This window comes from Geodermatophilus chilensis (assembly GCF_002802985.1).
Taxonomy (GTDB): domain Bacteria; phylum Actinomycetota; class Actinomycetes; order Mycobacteriales; family Geodermatophilaceae; genus Geodermatophilus; species Geodermatophilus chilensis.
On the sequence record NZ_NVPT01000119.1, the window covers coordinates 1 to 16,909 of the forward strand.

16 protein-coding genes are annotated in these 16,909 nt (G+C 71.8%); 13 read left to right on the forward strand and 3 right to left on the reverse strand.

Going from position 1 to position 16,909, the window contains the following annotated elements:
- Positions 1-765 precede the first annotated feature (765 nt).
- Entirely contained in the window at positions 766-1,572 is an 807-nt protein-coding gene (locus tag CNO22_RS18550; protein ID WP_232807154.1) for an endonuclease/exonuclease/phosphatase family protein, read from the forward strand.
- Between the two features lie 26 nt (positions 1,573-1,598).
- On the opposite strand, the gene CNO22_RS18555 is transcribed toward CNO22_RS18550, so the two are convergent.
- On the reverse strand, positions 1,599-2,066 hold the full coding sequence (locus CNO22_RS18555) for an NUDIX domain-containing protein (protein ID WP_100500764.1): 468 nt from the start codon (positions 2,064-2,066) through the stop codon (positions 1,599-1,601).
- Positions 2,067-2,120: 54 nt separating this feature from the next.
- Here CNO22_RS18555 and CNO22_RS18560 point away from each other — a divergent pair, with 54 nt between their 5' ends.
- Together CNO22_RS18560 and CNO22_RS18565 are read left to right on the forward strand one after the other, a co-directional pair.
- On the forward strand, positions 2,121-2,690 hold the full coding sequence (locus CNO22_RS18560; protein ID WP_100500765.1) for an LOG family protein: 570 nt from the start codon (positions 2,121-2,123) through the stop codon (positions 2,688-2,690).
- A 38-nt stretch (positions 2,691-2,728) separates the two neighbouring features.
- Positions 2,729-3,850: an NAD(P)/FAD-dependent oxidoreductase gene (locus tag CNO22_RS18565; RefSeq protein WP_100500766.1), complete on the forward strand. Its 1,122-nt coding sequence runs from the start codon at positions 2,729-2,731 to the stop codon at positions 3,848-3,850.
- On the opposite strand, the gene CNO22_RS18570 is transcribed toward CNO22_RS18565, so the two are convergent.
- The gene (locus tag CNO22_RS18570) at positions 3,795-4,883 is read right to left on the reverse strand and encodes a GGDEF domain-containing protein (RefSeq protein WP_232807155.1); all 1,089 of its coding nucleotides are present in this window, start codon (positions 4,881-4,883) and stop codon (positions 3,795-3,797) included. The two genes, CNO22_RS18565 and CNO22_RS18570, sit on opposite strands and share 56 nt — an antisense overlap.
- A 148-nt stretch (positions 4,884-5,031) precedes the next feature.
- Here CNO22_RS18570 and CNO22_RS18575 point away from each other — a divergent pair, with 148 nt between their 5' ends.
- The 4 genes from CNO22_RS18575 to CNO22_RS18590 all read left to right on the forward strand — a co-directional run bounded on the left by CNO22_RS18575 (position 5,032) and on the right by CNO22_RS18590 (position 7,569).
- Positions 5,032-5,355: an STAS domain-containing protein gene (locus CNO22_RS18575; RefSeq protein WP_100500767.1), complete on the forward strand. Its 324-nt coding sequence runs from the start codon at positions 5,032-5,034 to the stop codon at positions 5,353-5,355.
- Positions 5,352-5,597, forward strand: coding sequence for an STAS domain-containing protein (locus CNO22_RS18580; protein WP_100500768.1), 246 nt, complete (start codon positions 5,352-5,354; stop codon positions 5,595-5,597). The genes CNO22_RS18575 and CNO22_RS18580 overlap by 4 nt, the downstream gene beginning before the upstream one ends.
- 389 nt (positions 5,598-5,986) lie before the next feature.
- Positions 5,987-6,655 (forward strand): TauD/TfdA family dioxygenase, encoded by a 669-nt coding sequence (locus CNO22_RS18585; RefSeq protein ID WP_100500769.1) that lies wholly within the window; start codon positions 5,987-5,989, stop codon positions 6,653-6,655.
- A gap of 29 nt (positions 6,656-6,684) precedes the next feature.
- The gene (locus tag CNO22_RS18590) at positions 6,685-7,569 is read left to right on the forward strand and encodes a hypothetical protein (RefSeq protein ID WP_198588429.1); all 885 of its coding nucleotides are present in this window, start codon (positions 6,685-6,687) and stop codon (positions 7,567-7,569) included.
- Positions 7,570-8,237: 668 nt separating this feature from the next.
- Here CNO22_RS18590 and CNO22_RS18595 read toward each other — a convergent pair.
- Positions 8,238-9,176, reverse strand: a complete 939-nt coding sequence (locus CNO22_RS18595) for a LysR family transcriptional regulator (protein WP_100500771.1) — start codon at positions 9,174-9,176, stop codon at positions 8,238-8,240.
- Between the two features lie 81 nt (positions 9,177-9,257).
- Here CNO22_RS18595 and CNO22_RS18600 point away from each other — a divergent pair, with 81 nt between their 5' ends.
- The 6 genes from CNO22_RS18600 (at position 9,258) to CNO22_RS18625 (ending at position 16,297) form a co-directional block, all read left to right on the forward strand.
- Positions 9,258-10,718 (forward strand): aldehyde dehydrogenase family protein, encoded by a 1,461-nt coding sequence (locus CNO22_RS18600; protein ID WP_157937008.1) that lies wholly within the window; start codon positions 9,258-9,260, stop codon positions 10,716-10,718.
- A gap of 119 nt (positions 10,719-10,837) precedes the next feature.
- The gene (locus CNO22_RS18605) at positions 10,838-12,454 is read left to right on the forward strand and encodes a BCCT family transporter (RefSeq protein ID WP_198588432.1); all 1,617 of its coding nucleotides are present in this window, start codon (positions 10,838-10,840) and stop codon (positions 12,452-12,454) included.
- 17 nt (positions 12,455-12,471) lie between these two features.
- Positions 12,472-14,175: a hypothetical protein gene (locus tag CNO22_RS18610; protein ID WP_198588433.1), complete on the forward strand. Its 1,704-nt coding sequence runs from the start codon at positions 12,472-12,474 to the stop codon at positions 14,173-14,175.
- On the forward strand, positions 14,172-15,134 hold the full coding sequence (locus CNO22_RS18615) for a membrane dipeptidase (RefSeq protein ID WP_100500774.1): 963 nt from the start codon (positions 14,172-14,174) through the stop codon (positions 15,132-15,134). Before CNO22_RS18610 ends, CNO22_RS18615 begins: the two co-directional genes overlap by 4 nt.
- Positions 15,135-15,262: 128 nt before the next feature.
- Positions 15,263-15,820 carry a hypothetical protein gene (locus tag CNO22_RS18620; RefSeq protein WP_100500775.1) on the forward strand — a complete coding sequence of 186 codons (558 nt, stop codon included), beginning with the start codon at positions 15,263-15,265 and terminating at the stop codon, positions 15,818-15,820.
- A gap of 63 nt (positions 15,821-15,883) precedes the next feature.
- The gene (locus CNO22_RS18625; protein WP_100500776.1) at positions 15,884-16,297 is read left to right on the forward strand and encodes a RidA family protein; all 414 of its coding nucleotides are present in this window, start codon (positions 15,884-15,886) and stop codon (positions 16,295-16,297) included.
- Positions 16,298-16,909: the final 612 nt, after the last annotated feature.

Sequence of the window (16,909 nt, forward strand, 5' to 3'; positions counted from 1 at the left end):
TCTTCGGTTATGTCTTAATAACATCTGACTTGCATTGGTCTATGTTAGTTGTAGCTGATCAGTGTGTTCTTTGTTCTGTATGTGTGCGTCACCCACCATATGCAACACGTAGTGGTCCGTCGGCACCGTCAGATGTTTATAAGCGCCCGTCCGACGGTCCACCGCTGGTCCCCGTCCCCCCGCCGGACGCCGTCCCACCACCGTCCGCCGTCCCGCCGGTGCCGGAGCCCGTGCCCGGGGCGCTGTCGGTCCGGACGGCGACCGGCCGGTCGCCCACGGGCACGGCCCCGGTTGCCGGATCGACGCCGACGGGGACGCCTGCGGCCGGTGCGCCACCCGGGGCGGCCCCGACCGGGCTCTGCGTCGCGGTGGGAGCCGGGGGTGGCGTCTCCCGGGCCGGCGAGCCGATGCCCTCAGTGGGGGCGCCGGGCCGCGCGGACGTCGGGCCGGACGAGGCGTCGCGGTCGCTGCTGCCGCCCGTCGGGGCGGGGGCGAGCCCGATCATCACCAGTGCCGCGGCGGCGAGGAGGCCGGCCAGGGACAACAGTGCGAGGGGCGCCCGGCTGAGCAGGCCGTCCGGCACCAGGGCGGCCAGCGTCCGCCGCGGGCGATCGACGCCGGTGGCGAGGTGGCGCGGGCGCGAGGACAGGCCGGCTCCCTCGGCGTGGAGGACAGGGCGTGCACAGGGTAGGTGTCCCCGCACCCAGCGGCACCTCGAACGGAACGGCGCCGGCCACTCCATGCGCCGCGGGTAGCGTCGCCGGGGTGTCCGGGGGGTCCGCCGTGCGAGTCGGCACCGTCAACGTGGCCTCGGGACGCAGCCCGGCCGGTCCGGTCCTCGACGCCGCGGCGCTGGAGAAGGCGCTGACCGGCCTGGACGTGGACGTGCTCGCCGTCCAGGAGGTCGACGCCGGGCAACCCCGCTCCGGACACGTCGACCAGGCCGCCGCCCTGGCCGCCGGGCTCGGCGCCACGGACTGGCGGAGCGCGGCCACGGTGGCCGGCACCCCCGACCCCTTCCGCAGCTGGTCGCCGGCCGGTCCGCTGCTGCGGGGCCCGTGCACCCCCGCGGCCGGCCCGCTCTACGGCATCGCCCTGCTCAGCCGACTGCCGGTGCGCCAGTGGTCGGTGCTCGACCTGGGCTCCGGCCGGGCCCGGCTGCCGGTGCAGGGCCCCGACCCACGCACCGGCCGGGTGCGCTGGTGGTGGTTCCCCGACGAGCCGCGGGCCGCCGTCGCCGCCCGGTTGGACTCGCTGACCGTCGTCGCCACGCACCTGTCGTTCGCGCCGCACACCGCCCTGCGCCAGCTGCTGCGGCTGCGCCGGTGGATCGCCGGGATGCCTGGTCCGGTGGTGTTGACCGGTGACCTGAACCTGCCCGGCGCGCTGCCCGCCCGGGTGCTGCGGGCGACGCCGCTGGTGCGCGCACCCAGCTTCCCGGCGTCCGCCCCGCGGGTGCAGCTGGACCACCTGCTGGCCGTCGGGGGCCGGCTGCGCGGCAGCGACGGCGCCGCGACCGTGCTGCCGATCGGCGACCACCGCGCGCTCACCGTCACGGTCGCGCCCGCCTGAGCGGCCATTTCCGCGGAAATCGCCGCTCAGGCGGAGAGCAGGTCGTGCAGGCGGTACAGCGACGCCTCGAAGCCCGGGTGCAGCGGTACCGACACCAGGTCGCCGAGCGCGATCCAGGCCACGCCGTCGCTCTCGCCGTCCAGCGTCAGGTCGCGCGGCTCGATGTCGCGCACCGGGCGGGCCAGCACCGTCGTGTAGGACCAGCCGCCGTGGTCGTCGACCGACGCCGGGCCGAGCTCCAGGTCCTCCGGCAGCAGCCCCAGCTCCTCCTGCACCTCGCGGAGGGCGCCGTGCTCCGGGGACTCCCCCGCGTGCAGCGCGCCGCCCGGCGTCCCCCACGTGCCGCCGTGGTGCGACCAGACGGCCCGGTGCTGCAGCAGGAGCTCCGGGCCGTCGGTGCCGGCGCGGTGCACGAGCAGTCCGGCCGCGCCGACCCGACCCCAGTGCCGGTGGCCGAGCGCGCAGGTCACCCAGCCGTCGGTCGAGGAGAACACCCGCCCAGTGAACCCCGTCCGGGGTGCCGGCGCCGCCGTGACAAGCTCGAGGTCGTGCGCGTCGCCGTCTTCACCGGGTCCCAGAGCGGGCCGCCGTCCCACCGGTCCGCCGTGGCGCAGTTCGCCGCCGGGCTCGCCCGCGCCGGCGTGGGCATCGTCTACGGCGGCGGGCGCGCCGGCCTGATGGGCGTGGTCGCCGACGCTGGCCTGGCCGCCGGCGGCGACGTCGTCGGCGTCATCCCCCAGCACCTGGTGGACGACGAGCTCGCCCACCCCGGGCTGCCGCGGCTGGAAGTGGTCGGCTCGATGCACGAGCGCAAGGCGCGGATGGCCGAGCTCGCCGACGCCTTCGTCGCCCTGCCCGGCGCGGCCGGCACGCTGGAGGAGCTGTTCGAGGCCTGGACCTGGGGGATGCTCGGCCTGCACGCCAAGCCTGCGGTCCTGGTGGACGTCGACGGGTTCTGGCAGCCACTGCTGGCCCAGTTGCGCCGCATGGTGGACGACGGGTACCTCGACGGCCGCCGGCTGGACGCGCTGGGCGTGGTCACCGACGTCGAGGAGCTGCTGGCCTTCGTCGAGCGCTACGAGCACCCGGCCCGGAAGTGGGCGCCGACCCCGCCCTGACCCGGCCGGGAGGGGGGACACCACCTAGCGTCGGGCCGGTGGAGAACTGGGACGTCGTCGTCGTGGGCGGCGGCCCGGCCGGGTCGGCCGCGGCGCTGGCCGCCCGCCGCGGCGGCGCCTCGGTGCTCGTCCTCGACCGCGCCGACTTCCCCCGCGACAAGGTGTGCGGCGACGGCGTGGCCCCCGAGGCGCTCGACGTCCTCGCCGATCTCGGCGTCGACCCGGCCGCGCTGACCTGCGGCTACCCGCCGGTCCCCCGGCTCTCGCTGCGGGCACCGGGCGGGGCGACGGTGGAGCGCGACACGCACCGGCCGTCGTCCGTCGTCCCCCGGCAGGTGCTCGACGCCCGGCTGCTGGCGGCCGCGCGGGCGGCCGGGGCGCAGTTCCGCCGGTCGACCGTGCGCACCCTGGCGGCCGACCCGGACGGCGTCACCGTCGACGGCACCGTGCGGGCGGGCGTGCTCGTCGGGGCGGACGGCGCGGAGTCCGTCGTCCGCCGGGCCCTGGGGCTGGGGTCCAACCGCGCCGACCGGCTGGCCGTGGCGATCCGCGGCTACGCGCCCGCGCTGCCCGGCCAGGGCGCCACGCAGGTGCTGGTGACCACCGAGCAGCGGTGGCCGGCCTACGCGTGGTCCTTCCCGCTCGGCGACGGACGGGCCAACGTCGGCTACGGCGAGCTGGTGTCGGGCGGTGCGACCCGCGCGGCGCTGGTCGAGGGGCTGCACCGACTGCTGCCCGGCGTCGCGCCCGAGGGGCTGCGCGCGCACCGGCTGCCGCTGTCCACCGGCCGGCCGCGGCTGCCCGATGGCCGGGTGCTGCTGGCCGGCGACGCCGCGTCGCTGGTCAACCCGCTGACCGGCGAGGGCATCTTCTACGCGGTGCTCTCCGGGGCATTGGCGGGCGCGGCGTGGTCGGCGGGGGCCGGCGCGGGCGCGCGGTACCGGGAGGCGCTGCGGCGGCGACTCGGCGCGCACCTTTGGGCCACCCGGGTCGCCTCGGAGCTCTCCCGCTGGCCGCGGCTGATGGACGCCGCCGTCCGCGCGGCCGGCGCCGATCAGCGGGTCTTCGACGACGTGGTGGCGCTCGGCCTGTCCGACGGGCGGCTCACGGGGCGGACCGTTGCCGCGGCAGCCCGTCGGCTGGCCGGGGGACGGGACTGACGGCGACCTCGACGCGGTCGCGACCGGCCCGTTTGGCCTGGTACAGCGCCGCGTCCGCGGCGGCGTAGAGCTCGCGCACGGACGCGGCGTGCAGCGGCGCGTGGGCGACCCCCACGCTGATCGACAGCGGCAGCGCGCCGCCGTCGGCGCGCGGCAGCGGTGCGGCGCGCACCGCCTCGACCAGCTCCCGGGCGCGCCGGGCCGCGGTCTCGGCGGCGCAGCCGGGCAGCAGCAGCGCGAGCTCGTCACCGCCGAGGCGGCCGACCACGGCGTCCCCCGCCCGCACCTGGCGCCGGACCAGGTCGGAGAGGTGGACCAGCGCGTCGTCCCCCACCGGGTGGCCGTGCGCGTCGTTGATCTGCTTGAACGAGTCGATGTCCAGCAGCACCAGCGCCGTCCCGTCGCCGGTCGGGTCCCGCTCGAGGGCGCCGGTCAGGGCGTCGTCCAGGACCCGCCGGGTGACCAGCCCGGTGAGCGGGTCGACGTCGGCCTGCTGCTGCAGCGCCGCGACCAGGCGGTCCTGCACCGAGGCGGCACGGCCCAGGATCACGGCCGCCACGACGAGCACGGTCCCGATGACGAGCTGGTCGTGCATCGCCGGCTCGAGGGGCTGGAGCAACACCTGGGTGATCCCGTTGCCCACCACGGCCGCCGCCGTCACCAGGGCGACGGCGGCCCAGCGCAGGTGCGACGCCGCCCAGAGCACCGGGAAGGCGAGGAACGCCTGGGCGCCGGCGGAGGGGTCGTCGGTCGCCACGTTCAGCACGCAGATCAGCAGCACGCCGGCCAGCCCGATGAGGACGAAGCCGCCGGCCCGGTCCACCCGCTCGGCCGGGACGAGGCGGCACAGCGCGATCGTCGTGACCAGCACGGCGACCCCCGCCCAGGAGGCGGCCCTCGTCGCGCTGCTGACCGAGTTGGGCCCGAACGTCGTGAGCAGCGCGAGGACGACGGTGGAGACCCCCATGATCAGCACGATCGCGTGCGCCGAGGCGCGTGGGTCCCGTGCACGCAGCGGGTCGGCGGAGCGCATGCCCCCTCCATCGTCATCCGGACGGTGCGGCTGCAGCGGGCCTCCCCCGCGCGGGTCACGCCAGCAGCAGCGGACTCCCACGTCGGATCCAGGGAACTGTCAGACCGTGCGCGCAGGATAGCGATCAGTGACCACGAGGAGGACGGCGATGACGATGGCCCCCACACCGAACCGGGCCGACACGAGCACGGTCCACCTCGACGACCGGCTGCTCGCCGGCGGCCTGGCCGACGTCCGCTGGGCGCTGCTCGACCCGCTGCACGCCGGGGCCCGCTCCCTCGTGGTCGACGTCTCCCGGGTGCAGGACCTGCCGGACGCCGTCGTCGCCGTCCTGGTGTCGGCGCACCGCATCTGTCGGGCCCGCTGTGGCGCGGTGGTGCTGCGCGGCGCCGCCCCCCGCACCGAGCAGCTGCTGCGCCGCACCGGCCTGTGGCGGGTCCTGGTCGCCGAGCCCGCGCTGGCGGTCGCGTGACCGGGGTGCTGAGCGAGGTCGTCGACCGGCGGGCGGGGCTGATCACGGTGAGCGGCCACCTGACCTCGATGGGCGCGGACCTGGTGCGCGGCACGGCCGACCGGCTCCGCGACGCCGGCCACGCCCGCGTGGTGCTCGACCTCCGAGGCGTGGGCGCCGCCGACGACGACGGCCTGGCGGTCCTCCGCGAGCTGCACCGCGACTTCCGCGTGGACGGCGGGGAGCTGCTCATCCGCAGCTGACTGGCTCCGGTCGGGCGGGAGCCGCCGGACCCGGCGCCGGGCCGGCCCGGACGTCCTGAGACATCACAAGGCGGAGGGCGTGGGATTCGAACCCACGAGGAGCTGTGAACTCCTACCGGTTTTCAAGCCTGATATAGGGGCTCCCCGAACCAACGCCGATCAATCGTTTCCGCAGGTCAAGGCCGGAGTCGTTCAGACCGCTGGCTACCCCTAATAGCCGCTGCGTGCCCGTTCTACGGGCACGCAGCGGGCACGGCCGGTGGTCTCCAGGCGCTAGGAGGCTGCTCGCTCTTAATCGAGGCGGCCGGCACACAGGTTGACCCCCCGCCGCGGTGCCAACTCGCCCATGCGGAGGATGAGGCGACCCCTCGACCCGGACATGGAGCCCGATGGACGACTTCACGGAACTCGCCAACGCGGCGCATGAGGACGGATGGGCCGTGGGCACGACCGAGCTGTGGCGGATCCGCTTCCGAGCACGGCAACTGCAGTGGGAGGAGGTCGCCACCCGGAAGGGCGACAGCCCCGTCAGCGTGCTCCGTCCCACGTCCGCCGAGAAGGCGCACCCTCATTCGTTGAGTGCGACTCACGGCTTGGGCGAGCAGCCACTGCACACCGACGGGGCACACCTCCAGGAGCCGCCCGACTTCGTGGTGCTCTACTCCGAGAAGCCCAACAGCACGCCGACGGTGCTCTGGAGCGACGCCTGCAAGGTGACCAACCCCGGTTACCCCCGCATCGATCGGCCGTCCTGCCTGGAGGGTGGGGTCTTCCTGGTCCGCAGCGGCAGCACCCGGTTTCTCGCCTCCGCATATACCGACCGAGGGGGCTACCGCTACGACCCCGGCTGCATGACACCCGCCGACGAGCGCGCTCACGAGGCGGCCCGGCATTTCGACTCCCTGGCAAGCGGTGCGTATCGCCACGAGTGGACTGAGCACAACAGGGTGCTCGTGATCAACAACCGGCGCACCTTGCACGCTCGCGCGGCCGTTGGCGAGGACGACGCCGACAGGAAGCTGACTCGCATCGCCTACCGCGCGAAGGCCAAGCGATGACGGCACCGTGGGCAGAGGACGCGCTTTGGATGAAGTCGCGGCTGTTCATCAACCGCGCGATGGACTCGGAGGAGCATCGCAGCTTCGATGAACAGGCCCTCTGGGCGTCACTCTCCCTGGAACTGCTGGCCAAGGCGGCCCTGTCGCGTGTGTCCCCCCTCTTGATCGCGACGCCCAACGAGGAGGGCACCAACCTCCTGGTTGCCAGTGGCCTTGTGCAGGGCGAGGCGACGTTCCAGTCAGCCCCAGCAAAGACGATCTTCACCCGCTGCGCGAGGGCGTTCCACCCGTTCAGCCTCAAGGAGGCAACAGCGTTCGCGGCCGGGCGCAACGAGTACCTCCATGGCGGCGCGGCCACCATCTCTGCCCTTCCGCCCCACGCCTGGTGGCCGCGGTTCTGGGCGCAGGCGGCCATCCTCCTCACCGCTCAGGACAGGGAGATCGAGGAGTTCGTGGGCCCTGATCGCGTGTCCGTCGTAGAGGAGCACCTGGCCAGCAACCGCGAGCACATCGAGGAGCGCGTAACCACGCTGATCGAGCGGGCCAAACAGCGGCTCAACCTCCACCAGTCCGGCCTCATGACTGCTCGGCAGGAGGCTGAGTGGGCCGCCACCTCTGAGCCGACTGCGGGGCTCTCCCACCACTTCGAGGCGACGTGTCCAGCGTGCGGATCGCCCGGCACGCTGGAAGGCGAAGACGTTCTGTCCCACGAGTGGGCCGGCGAAGAGACTCCGGGCGGGGATTACGACGTCTGGGTCAACCTCACCGTCGGCTCCGATTATTTCGGTTGCTCCACATGCCACCTAGTTCTCGACGGCTACGAGCAAGTGCAGGCAGCAGGGCTGCCCGAGGCGTTCCCGGATGTGGGCAACCCGGCTGAGTATGCTGAATTGAGTGAGTACGGGAACGACTGAATACCAGTGTAGTTAGCTTGCCTTTCCAAGCTCCAAGCTCGAAGCTCGAAGAAAAAGAGCTACCGCACATATCGGCCCGGCAGCTAGGACGGGAGGCGCACGTAGTCATCCCGGACATCATTTGAGCCGACCGCCTGACCTGCGCTGAGACGTCGTACTTCTGGTCTGACCTGCGCACATGCGACTGGTCTTGATTGGTCACCGACGAGCTGAAACGGACTTCTTGCGGACTTGTTGCGGACTCGGCGCGGGACCGCCGGGCCGCGATACTCGACAGGCCAGGCGCGCAGGACTCCGTTGGCGGGGTTACGTCAGCCGGTGCTGGACCGTAGTCGACCGCGCCCGTCCTTACTGGCCACGGGCACCGCTCGGCCCCGTGACGGGTGAACTCGGAGCCGGACCCGACGGCACCGTAGCGCCGAGAGCGCGAGCAGGCTAACCGCGCCATCGGTGCCTGTGCACGACGTCGTTGTCACAGGAACCAATCGAGTGGCCCCGGCGGGACACAGCGCAGGCCATGCTCCGACTCGTGGCTCGCGACTTTCCTCGCTGGCGGCGGCATGAACGCGGGGCCGGCGATCAGGTGCCGGCTCCACCGCGGGAGGGTCGGCCGCTGTCTCCCCACCATGGTCGCCTGGCAGGTCGTGGCGCCGCAGCCTGGAGAGGGCTCAGGTACGTGTTTCCAGAAGGCTGTCACGGTCCATCAAGTTCAAGAAGCCAGGAACGGCGGGATTGCGCTCGTCCACGCGGGAAACCGCCAGGATTACGGACTCGGCGTCGGAATCGTCGATCGGTACGTACTTGACGCCAGAAGTGCGCAGGCTACGCACGGACTCGGGGACGACGGCCACTCCAATGTCGGCAGCCACCAGGGCAAGCATGGTCGTGTACTGCAGCGCCTCCTGCGCTATCCGGGGGGCGAAGCCCGCCCGGCGGCTCAGCATCCACAAGCGGTCCCAGGCCCGGGGCACCTGATCCCGCGGGAGAGTGACGAACGGCTCCTCGCGGAGTTCGGCGAAGTGAAGTTTGCGGCGAGAGTGAAGTGAGTGGTGCGCCGGCATGGTCACCAACAGCCGTTCTCGCGCGACCGTCTGGAGACGTAGTCCGGGCACGGGTTCGAGGTCGCGCGCGAGTCCGACGTCGATGCGGCCCTCAACCAGCGCCGGCACCTGCGCCTCCGTGGTCATCTCCCGGAGATCGAGCGTGACCTGCGGACGAGACCGGCGGTGCGCCGCGACAAGGTCAGGCAGGACCGCGACGGCGACCGACGCGACGAAGCCAAGCCGCACCTGACCGGCGAGGCCGCTTGCAGCGCGCCGAGCCGCGACTCGGGCCTCCTCGACCTGTGCCAGCGTGGCGACGGCGTGGTCGAGGAAGGTCCTGCCGCCGACGGTGAGCTCGACCCGTCGGCTGGTCCGCTCCAGCAGCGTGACCCCAAGCTCGTCCTCCAACTGCCGGATCTGCCGCGAGAGCGACGGCTGGGCGAGCAGGAGACGTTGCGCGGCGCGACCAAAGTGCAGTTCCTCCGCGACGGCGACGAAGTAGGCGAGTTGTCGGAGCTCCAAGACGTCCCTCCCGATCAATGCACCGAGCGTATCGATTCGCACAAGACAGGTCTTGGACGGGTCTCGATGACGCTCCTACCGTCAGGTCCGGTGATCTCACTCACAACGGGACGAGGACAGGACATGACAGACAGCCGACCGTGGGCCGCTCCGTTCGTCGGAGGCGCCTGGCTCGACAAGGGGCTGGAGAGCGTTGATCGGGAGAACCCGGCGCGGCCCGCGTCCATCGTCGGTTCGTGGCTGGCGGCGGACGCCGGGACGGTAGACCGCGCAGTCGAAGCGGCGGTGCACGCCGGCTCGGCCTGGCGCCGTCGCCCGGCACTGGAACGGGGCCGCATCCTCGTCCGGGCCGCCGAGCTGCTGGAGGCACGAGTCGAGGCGCTGGCGGAGCTGCTCACCCTGGAGGAGGGCAAGACGCTGGCCGAGTCGCGTGGGGAGGTCATCCGCTCCGCGGAGACGCTGCGTTACCACGGCCTGCAGGCTTGGCAACCGGCCGGTGAGGTCTTCCACGGCTCCACCGCCGACGAGCTGATCCGCACCCACCGCGTGCCGGTCGGCGTGGTCGGCGTAATCACGCCGTGGAACTTTCCGCTCAACATCCCGGTGTGGAAGATCGCGCCCGCACTCGTGCACGGCTGCACCGTCGTGTGGAAGCCGGCCTCTCACACCGTCCTCATCGCCGCAGAGCTGGTCCGGACCCTGCTGGAGGCGGGGCTGCCTGCCGGCGTGCTCCAGTTCGTACCGGGCAGCGGCGCCCGCGGTCAGCAGATCGTGGAGGATCCGCGCGTCGCTGCGATCACCTTCACCGGCTCCGAGGGTGTCGGACGACGCATTGGGTCCCTGGCCGCCGCCCGCGGCGCGAAGGCGCAGCTGGAACTCGGGGGGCACAACCCCGCGGTCGTGCTGTCCGACGCAGACCTCGACCTGACCGTGCCCGCGCTGGTGACGAGCATCTCCAGCGGAACGGGCCAGAAGTGCACCGCCGCCCGGCGCGTACTCGTGCACGACGACATCCGCGACGCGCTGCTCGACCGGCTCGTCCCGGCGCTGCAGGCCCTGCGGGTGGGCGACGGGCTGGCCGCCGGCGTGCAGGTTGGCCCTCTGGTCTCGCAGTCGGCGAAAGACGAGGTCGTGACCGCCGTGTCCGCCGCCCTCGCCGAGGGCGCCGAGCTGCTTACCAGCGGGGAGGGGCAGCAAGTGCTTCCGGACGGCGGCTACTACGTCCGGCCCACCCTGCTGGCCTCCGACAAGCCGACGATCGGGCTCGCCTGCGACGAGGTATTCGGACCGGTGTCGATCGTCCTGCCATTCGCCTCGGTCGACGAGGGCTTTCGGCTGGCCAACGACACCCGTTACGGGCTGTCGGCCGCAGTCTTCACCGGCAGCGAACGGCTCGCCCGTCGGGCCGCCGAGGAGCTCGATGCCGGACTGATCAACATCAACCAGTCGACGACCGGCTCCGAGCTGCATGTGCCCTTTGGCGGGATGAAGTCCTCATCGGCTCCGGGCCCGAAGGAGCAGGGGGCTGCTGCCCGCGACTTCTTCACCGAGACCAAGGCCGTCTACTCGAGCGCTACGTACTGAGGGCCACGTACTGAGCCCCACAGACACCTGCACCGCCCCTCCCTTCCGTGCTCCACTCGACGCCCAACGAAGGACAAGTTATGGCACGCGCTCGTTCTGCACGACGAACCGATCTGGCGGTGACCGGCGCCAGCGGCGGCATCCTCGCTGCCTTCGTGATCGCCGCGGTCGCCGCGCCGGAGTTCACCGGACGGTGGATCAACGCCGGGTTCACTTTCGCGACCCAGTGGTTTGGTCTCTACTGGCAGCTGCTCCTGCTGGTCACGTTCGTCATTGCGGTCGCCCTTGCCGTCTCACCGTGGGGCCGGGTGCGGCTAGGTGGCAGCGCACCGCCGGAGTACGGGCGGTTCAAGTGGGTCGCCATGGTGATGTGCACGCTGCTGGCCGGCGGCGGCGTGTTCTGGGCCGCCGCCGAGCCGATGTACCACTTCATCAGCACCCCGCCATTCTTCGGTGACGTCGAGCCGGGCTCGGACGAGGCCGCCCGCGCCGCCCTAGCGCAGAGCTTCGTCCACTGGGGTTTCCTGGTCTGGGCGGTCCTCGGCACCCTCGGCGCGGTCGTGATGTTGCGCGGCGCCGAAAAGGGACTCCCGCTGCGGCCGCGGACGCTGCTGTACCCCCTCCTCGGTGAGCGGGTCCGTACCTCAGTCCTCGGCAGCGTCGTCGACGTGGTATGCATCATCGCGGTCGTGGCCGGCACGGTGGGTCCGATCGGTTTTCTCGGCCTGCAGGTCTCCTTCGGCCTGTCGGATCTGTTCGGCGTCCCTAACACCTACGCCACCCAGCTGGCGGTCATCGTGGGCCTCACGGCGGTGGCGGTTGTGTCGGTGGCGACCGGGATCAATCGGGGTATCCAGTTCCTCAGCCGGCTCAACGTTGTCGGCGCGCTCGTGCTCATGGCCGCGGTGCTGGTCCTGGGCTCGATTAGCTTCGTGGTGACGAACTTCCTCGGTGGCTTCGGCGTCTACCTGCGGGACTTCGTCCCGATGTCGCTGTACCAGGGCGACGCCGCCTGGGCCGGCGGATGGACGATCTTCTTCTTCGGCTGGTTCCTCGGCTACGCCCCGCTGATGGCGATCTTCATCGCACGCATCTCCCGCGGCCGGACGCTGCGCGAGCTCGTCGGCTGGACCGCTATCGTGCCGCCGGTTGCCACCGCCTTCTGGTTCACCGTCCTCGGCGGCACCGGAATCTGGCTCGAGCAGCAGGACCCGGGGGCCATCTCCGGCCCGCTCACCGACAACGGGCTGCCAGGCGCGATCATCGCCATCGCGGGCAATCTCCCGCTGGCCAGCGTCCTGGCCGTCGCATTCTTGGTGCTCACCGTGACGTTCGTGGCCACGACCACCGATTCGATGGCCTACAGCATCGCCGCCGCGGGCACCAACCACGGGGAGCCCGAGCGCGCGGTCCGCGCCGGCTGGGCGGTCCTTCTGGGCCTGGCCGCGGCGGTGCTCATCTCGATCGGCGACGGCGGCATCACCGCGCTGCAGTCGTTCATCGTGGTGACCGCGGTCCCGGTGGGCCTGGTCATGCTGCCCCTCCTGTGGACGGCGCCGCGGATCGCCCAGGAGATGGCACGTGAGCAGCATCTGTCCCGACGTCGGCGGGCCGGGCGTCCGCTGCCGGTCCCGCGGGCGGACACCGACCGCGACGACGCCGCAACCGACGAGCCGGTCCAGTCCGGTCCGGCCATGTCCGCGACGGCGGCCGACGCGCCACGGACCGAGCGCTGATCGGGATGGTCACCGCGATGCTGGCGCGACAGCCCATCGACCCCCTAGCGGCCTGGCGCCGTCCCGCCGCCGAGGTGATGGCCCCAGAGCGGCTCGGTGCCGCGCGGGCAACCCGGCACAGCTTCACCGCCTCGCTGCTGCGTCGCGCCGTGCAGCAAGGCTGGACGGTCACCGTGGAGCGGTGGGCAGTCGACTCCGACGGCGTCGGCGAGGCGGTCTACCGGGTCGACGCCGAGGAGTGCACCCTGCGATTTGTCGTCCTCTCCACCGTCATCGAGGAGCGACTGCGCACCGACCGGGTCATCGCCTCCGCCTGGGACGTGACCGCCGCACTGGTCGACGGGCCGCTCGACGCCGCACGGATGGAGCACATCCGGGCCGAGGTGCCCCGCCAGGAGCAGGGCACGGCCGACCCGGCCACTCTGGTCTGGACGCGGGGCAACCGCAGCGCACGGTTCTTCGACTACGTCGTCGAGTGCCTCGCCGCCGGCCGGCAGCCGTCCGCCAACCTCGTCGGCTCCTCGCCGTACGTCCTCCGCAGCACCGCCTACTACGGCAACGGCCGATTCGGGATGGCCACCTACGACGGCGTCCGCACCCGCCGGCCGGTCGCGGCCCCGTATCGGGCGCAGATGCTGGCCGCCTGGCTCTTCCGCGAGTTCAGCTGCGACCTAGTCGAGCACATGGCCAGGTGCCGCAGCGAGGCGGCCGTCCCCCTGTCGCCCGGATGGCGGCGGGGGCTAGGCATCGGGAACGCCACCGGGCTGGGCATGGTTCCCTACGTCATCAGCCACCCGGCGGTGCTCGACCGTTGGGTTGGCGTCCGCGAGACCGCGCTCGCCCTGGCCCGAACCACCAGCCGGGATCGGGCCGTCGCCCGGATCCCGCGGCTGCACTCCCACCTCGACCGGGCGCTCAGCTGGTGTGCGGCTCGGGGGGATCAACCCTGCGCGCCGTTCCAGGACGCCGGCTCGCTGGGCTCCGAACTGTCGCTGCTCCGTGCGAACCTTTCCGGAGCGCGGCACAACGGCCGGCACCCACTGGACGACGTGTGGCGCTGGGCGGAGGACAACCTGGGTCTGGAGGCGCAGGAGGTGCTCTTCGGGGCACTGACCGATCTGGACGACACCCTCGATGAGCAAGCCGACGCGATGCTGCACGTCGACCACTTCGAGCACACCGCCGACCCTGTCGCCGACGTCGGGCAGCTCCGGACGGCCTTGTGCTCCTACGACTGGGTGCGCGACCTCCTGCGCGCCCGGGGTGCCGAGCACTGGTTCTGGTACTACTCCCGCGACAACGAGGAGCCGCGCCGCGGCGTGCGAGGCCGCGACCCCGGGGCGGGCGTGGAGATGCCCGTCGACGTTGCCCGCGGAATCGCCCGGCTCGCCGCCGCGGTCGCCGGGCGCCCGGACGGCGAGCCGGTCGGTGCAACCCTGATCGCCGCACCCGAGCTTCGCTCGATCGTCGCGCGGGTGCAGTCCTGTGCCGCACTGCCCTACGCCGAGGTGCGCGACAACCTGCTCGCTCGGGACTTCCTGCCGCTGCAGCTGCAGCGCTTCCAGCTGGCCATGTACGGCGCGTGCGACTACGTGCCGCAGTCGACCGACTGGGTGCGCGTCACCTTGATGAACGGCACGCCTGCCGCAGCCGAACTGCCGCGGCTGCGGCGCTACGACCATGACCTGTTCCCCTTCCTTCCTGGACGAGGCCCCTCATGAGCACTCCCTTCCCGGTCATCGACGGCATTGAGATCAACAACTGGGACCGTTCGATGCTTGAGCAACTGCGCGCCGGCGGTGTCAGTGGCCTCCACGCGACGGTTGCCGTGTGGGAGGACGCCCGGCGCACCCTGGATCGGCTGATCCGCTGGCAGCAGCTGTTCAGCGCCCACAGCGACCTCGTCCGCCCGGCAACCGGCGCCGCCGATATCCGGGCGGCACACAAAGAAGGTCGAACCGCAGTGCTGCTCGGCTTCCAGAACACCGCACCACTGGAGGACGACCCCGGGCTGGTGGAGCTGTTCCACCGGCTGGGCATCCGGATCGTGCAACTCACCTACAACGTGCAGAACATGGCCGGCAGCTCCTGTTACGACCCGGAGGACGGCGGGCTGACGGCCTACGGCCGGGTCCTGCTGGCCGAGATGAACCGGGTCGGCATCCTCGTCGACTGCTCCCACGTCGGTGACCGCACGACCCGCGAGGCAATCGACGCCTCAGCCGGCCCGGTCGCCATCACCCACGCCAACCCTCGCTGGTTCTGCGACTCGCCGCGCAACAAGCCCGACCACGTCATCGAGGCCCTGACGCAGCGCGGCGGCGTCATCGGCGTCACCCTCTACCCCCACTTCATAGGCGGTCCGCAGATCGAGCTCGCCAGCTTCTGCGCCATGGTCGTCAAGCTCGCCGAGCAGATCGGCCTCGAGCACGTCGCCGTCGGCAGCGATCTGGCTTGCGGCTGGAACGATGAGGACCTGGTCCGCCTGCGACACGGCAAGCTCAAGCTCGACCCACCAGCGGCACGGTGGCCGGAGTGGCAGCCCTGGTTCCGCAGCGCGGCCGACTTTCCCCGGCTGCACGAAGGCCTGTCCGCCGCCGGCCTATCCGACATGGAGACGGCAGCCGTCCTGGGCGGCAACTGGCTGCGGCTGTACTCCGACGTCTTCGACGCCGCATGACACCCGTGGCCGTTCCCCCGGCGCCGTCCGCCGTCCGCATCTCGACCCGGCAGCTGCGCGACATCACTCTCCGGGCCCTTCGTGCCCGCGGCGTGCCATACGGACCGGCGTCCGAGGTGGCGGGAGGAGTGGAGCAGATGGAGGTCCTCGCGCAGTGCGGGCTGTCGGCGCTCGTCGCGCTGCTGCAGCGTTCTCCTGGTCCTCCCGCCTCCGCCATAAGCATCGACGCCGCCGGGCAGCCGACCGTTCCGGCCGGCGCCAGCGGGGTTCTGCTCGCCCCTGCGCTACGCGACCTGCTCGCCACGGGTCAGCGAAAGCTGGAGCTACCCACGCTGCACGAGCCGTGGATGCTCGCCCCAGCGCTCGCCGAATACGCTCGGCGCAGCGGTCAGGCCGTGTGCCTGCGCTGGGCCGGCTCGACGGGCTCCGGGGCCTGCGTCGCGGTGGGCGGGCCTCGCGGACCTCTCCACCTGCACGGGTGGAGGTCGGAAAGCCCGGCTTCCTGGAGCTGCCGTCTCCAGTTCCTGGACCAGCCAGCGGAGCCCCTAGCCGATCTCACCGTCGCGGCCGACGAGGAGGCTGAGCTACTGGCGGCAGCTCGGCGCAGCGGCCTCACCGTCCGAACAACCGACTGGGAGGCCGCAGTCGCCGCCGCGCGAGACTTTCTCGTCGGCGATCAGCCGTAGCGGCTCCCGTCCCGCTCCCGCCTGCGCCCTACAGGTCAGCACCATCCAATCGAAGGACTCCTCATGACCGACGTTGCCACGGGCACCACCGCCAAGCGCACGCTCATCACCCTGCAAGGGACGCCGCCCACCGCCCCGTACAGCTCCGCCGTCCGCTTCGGCGACCTTGTCTGGACCAGCGGCCAACTCCCGATAGACGCGGACGGCAACACGCCCGCCGACTTCGGAGAGCAGGTCGAACTCGCCATCGACAACCTGGAGGCGATCCTCAACGAGAGTGGCGCGAGCCTGGCCACGATCCTCAAGGTCTCGATCTTCGTCACCGACATCGATGACCTGCCGATCCTGAACGACGTCTACCGCCGCCGCGTCAACTCCGCCGGCGCGCCGGCGCGGACGACGGTGCAGATCGTCGCATTCCGGGGAGCCTCCCGGATCGAGATCGATGCCGTCGCGCACATCATCCGGGACACGTGACGGAGAGCAATTACACAATCGGCTGACCCGCGCGGTTCAGGCAGATGAGCTTGTTGACCCAGAACTGACCCGGGATGCATGGCTGCGTGCGGTGATCGATGAAAGATGGACTTGACCTGGGGCTTCATCGCTGGGCTTTGTTGGCCGACGACGACCGATGCTGGCTGTGTCGCGGACTTTCTGCGGACTCTGCGGACTGTGTGCGGACTGAGATGCCGTGATCCGCGGGCCCACCTGAGCCGTCCTGAGGGACCAGGCAACCGCTCCACAGCCGGCCGAGGATGCCGGCTGCCGCGGGTCGCCGGAAGGGCGCTGCGCGTCCCTGCGGGATGGGCCTACGGCCCACCCTTCCCCCGGCCCGCTGCAGCCGGATCGAAGCCGGTTGTGGGGAGCGGCCAGAAGTGTGCGGATGGGCGTCGTAGGCCCTTACGTCTGCGCGGGTGTGTTGGGCTCCCGCTCATCGACCGACCGCGGCGGCCGTGTCGGGCGGTGGAGGGCTACGCCGGCGATCACCTAAAGATCATTAAGGGCGGTTGTTATAGGAACGATCCGAACTCCAAGCCGGTGCTGGCCAGGAAGCCGACCAGCAGTCCGGGGCGGTACTGCATCCGT

Bases quoted from the DNA above. Each gene is read 5' to 3' on its own strand.
- CNO22_RS18570 (WP_232807155.1), bottom strand. From the start codon at position 4,883: ATGCGCTCCGCCGACCCGCTGCGTGCACGGGACCCACGCGCCTCGGCG.
- CNO22_RS18575 (WP_100500767.1), top strand. From the start codon at position 5,032: ATGACGATGGCCCCCACACCGAACCGGGCCGACACGAGCACGGTCCAC.
- CNO22_RS18585 (WP_100500769.1), top strand. From the start codon at position 5,987: ATGGACGACTTCACGGAACTCGCCAACGCGGCGCATGAGGACGGATGG.
- CNO22_RS18590 (WP_198588429.1), top strand. From the start codon at position 6,685: ATGAAGTCGCGGCTGTTCATCAACCGCGCGATGGACTCGGAGGAGCAT.
- CNO22_RS18600 (WP_157937008.1), top strand. From the start codon at position 9,258: ATGACAGACAGCCGACCGTGGGCCGCTCCGTTCGTCGGAGGCGCCTGG.
- CNO22_RS18610 (WP_198588433.1), top strand. From the start codon at position 12,472: ATGCTGGCGCGACAGCCCATCGACCCCCTAGCGGCCTGGCGCCGTCCC.
- CNO22_RS18615 (WP_100500774.1), top strand. From the start codon at position 14,172: ATGAGCACTCCCTTCCCGGTCATCGACGGCATTGAGATCAACAACTGG.
- CNO22_RS18625 (WP_100500776.1), top strand. From the start codon at position 15,884: ATGACCGACGTTGCCACGGGCACCACCGCCAAGCGCACGCTCATCACC.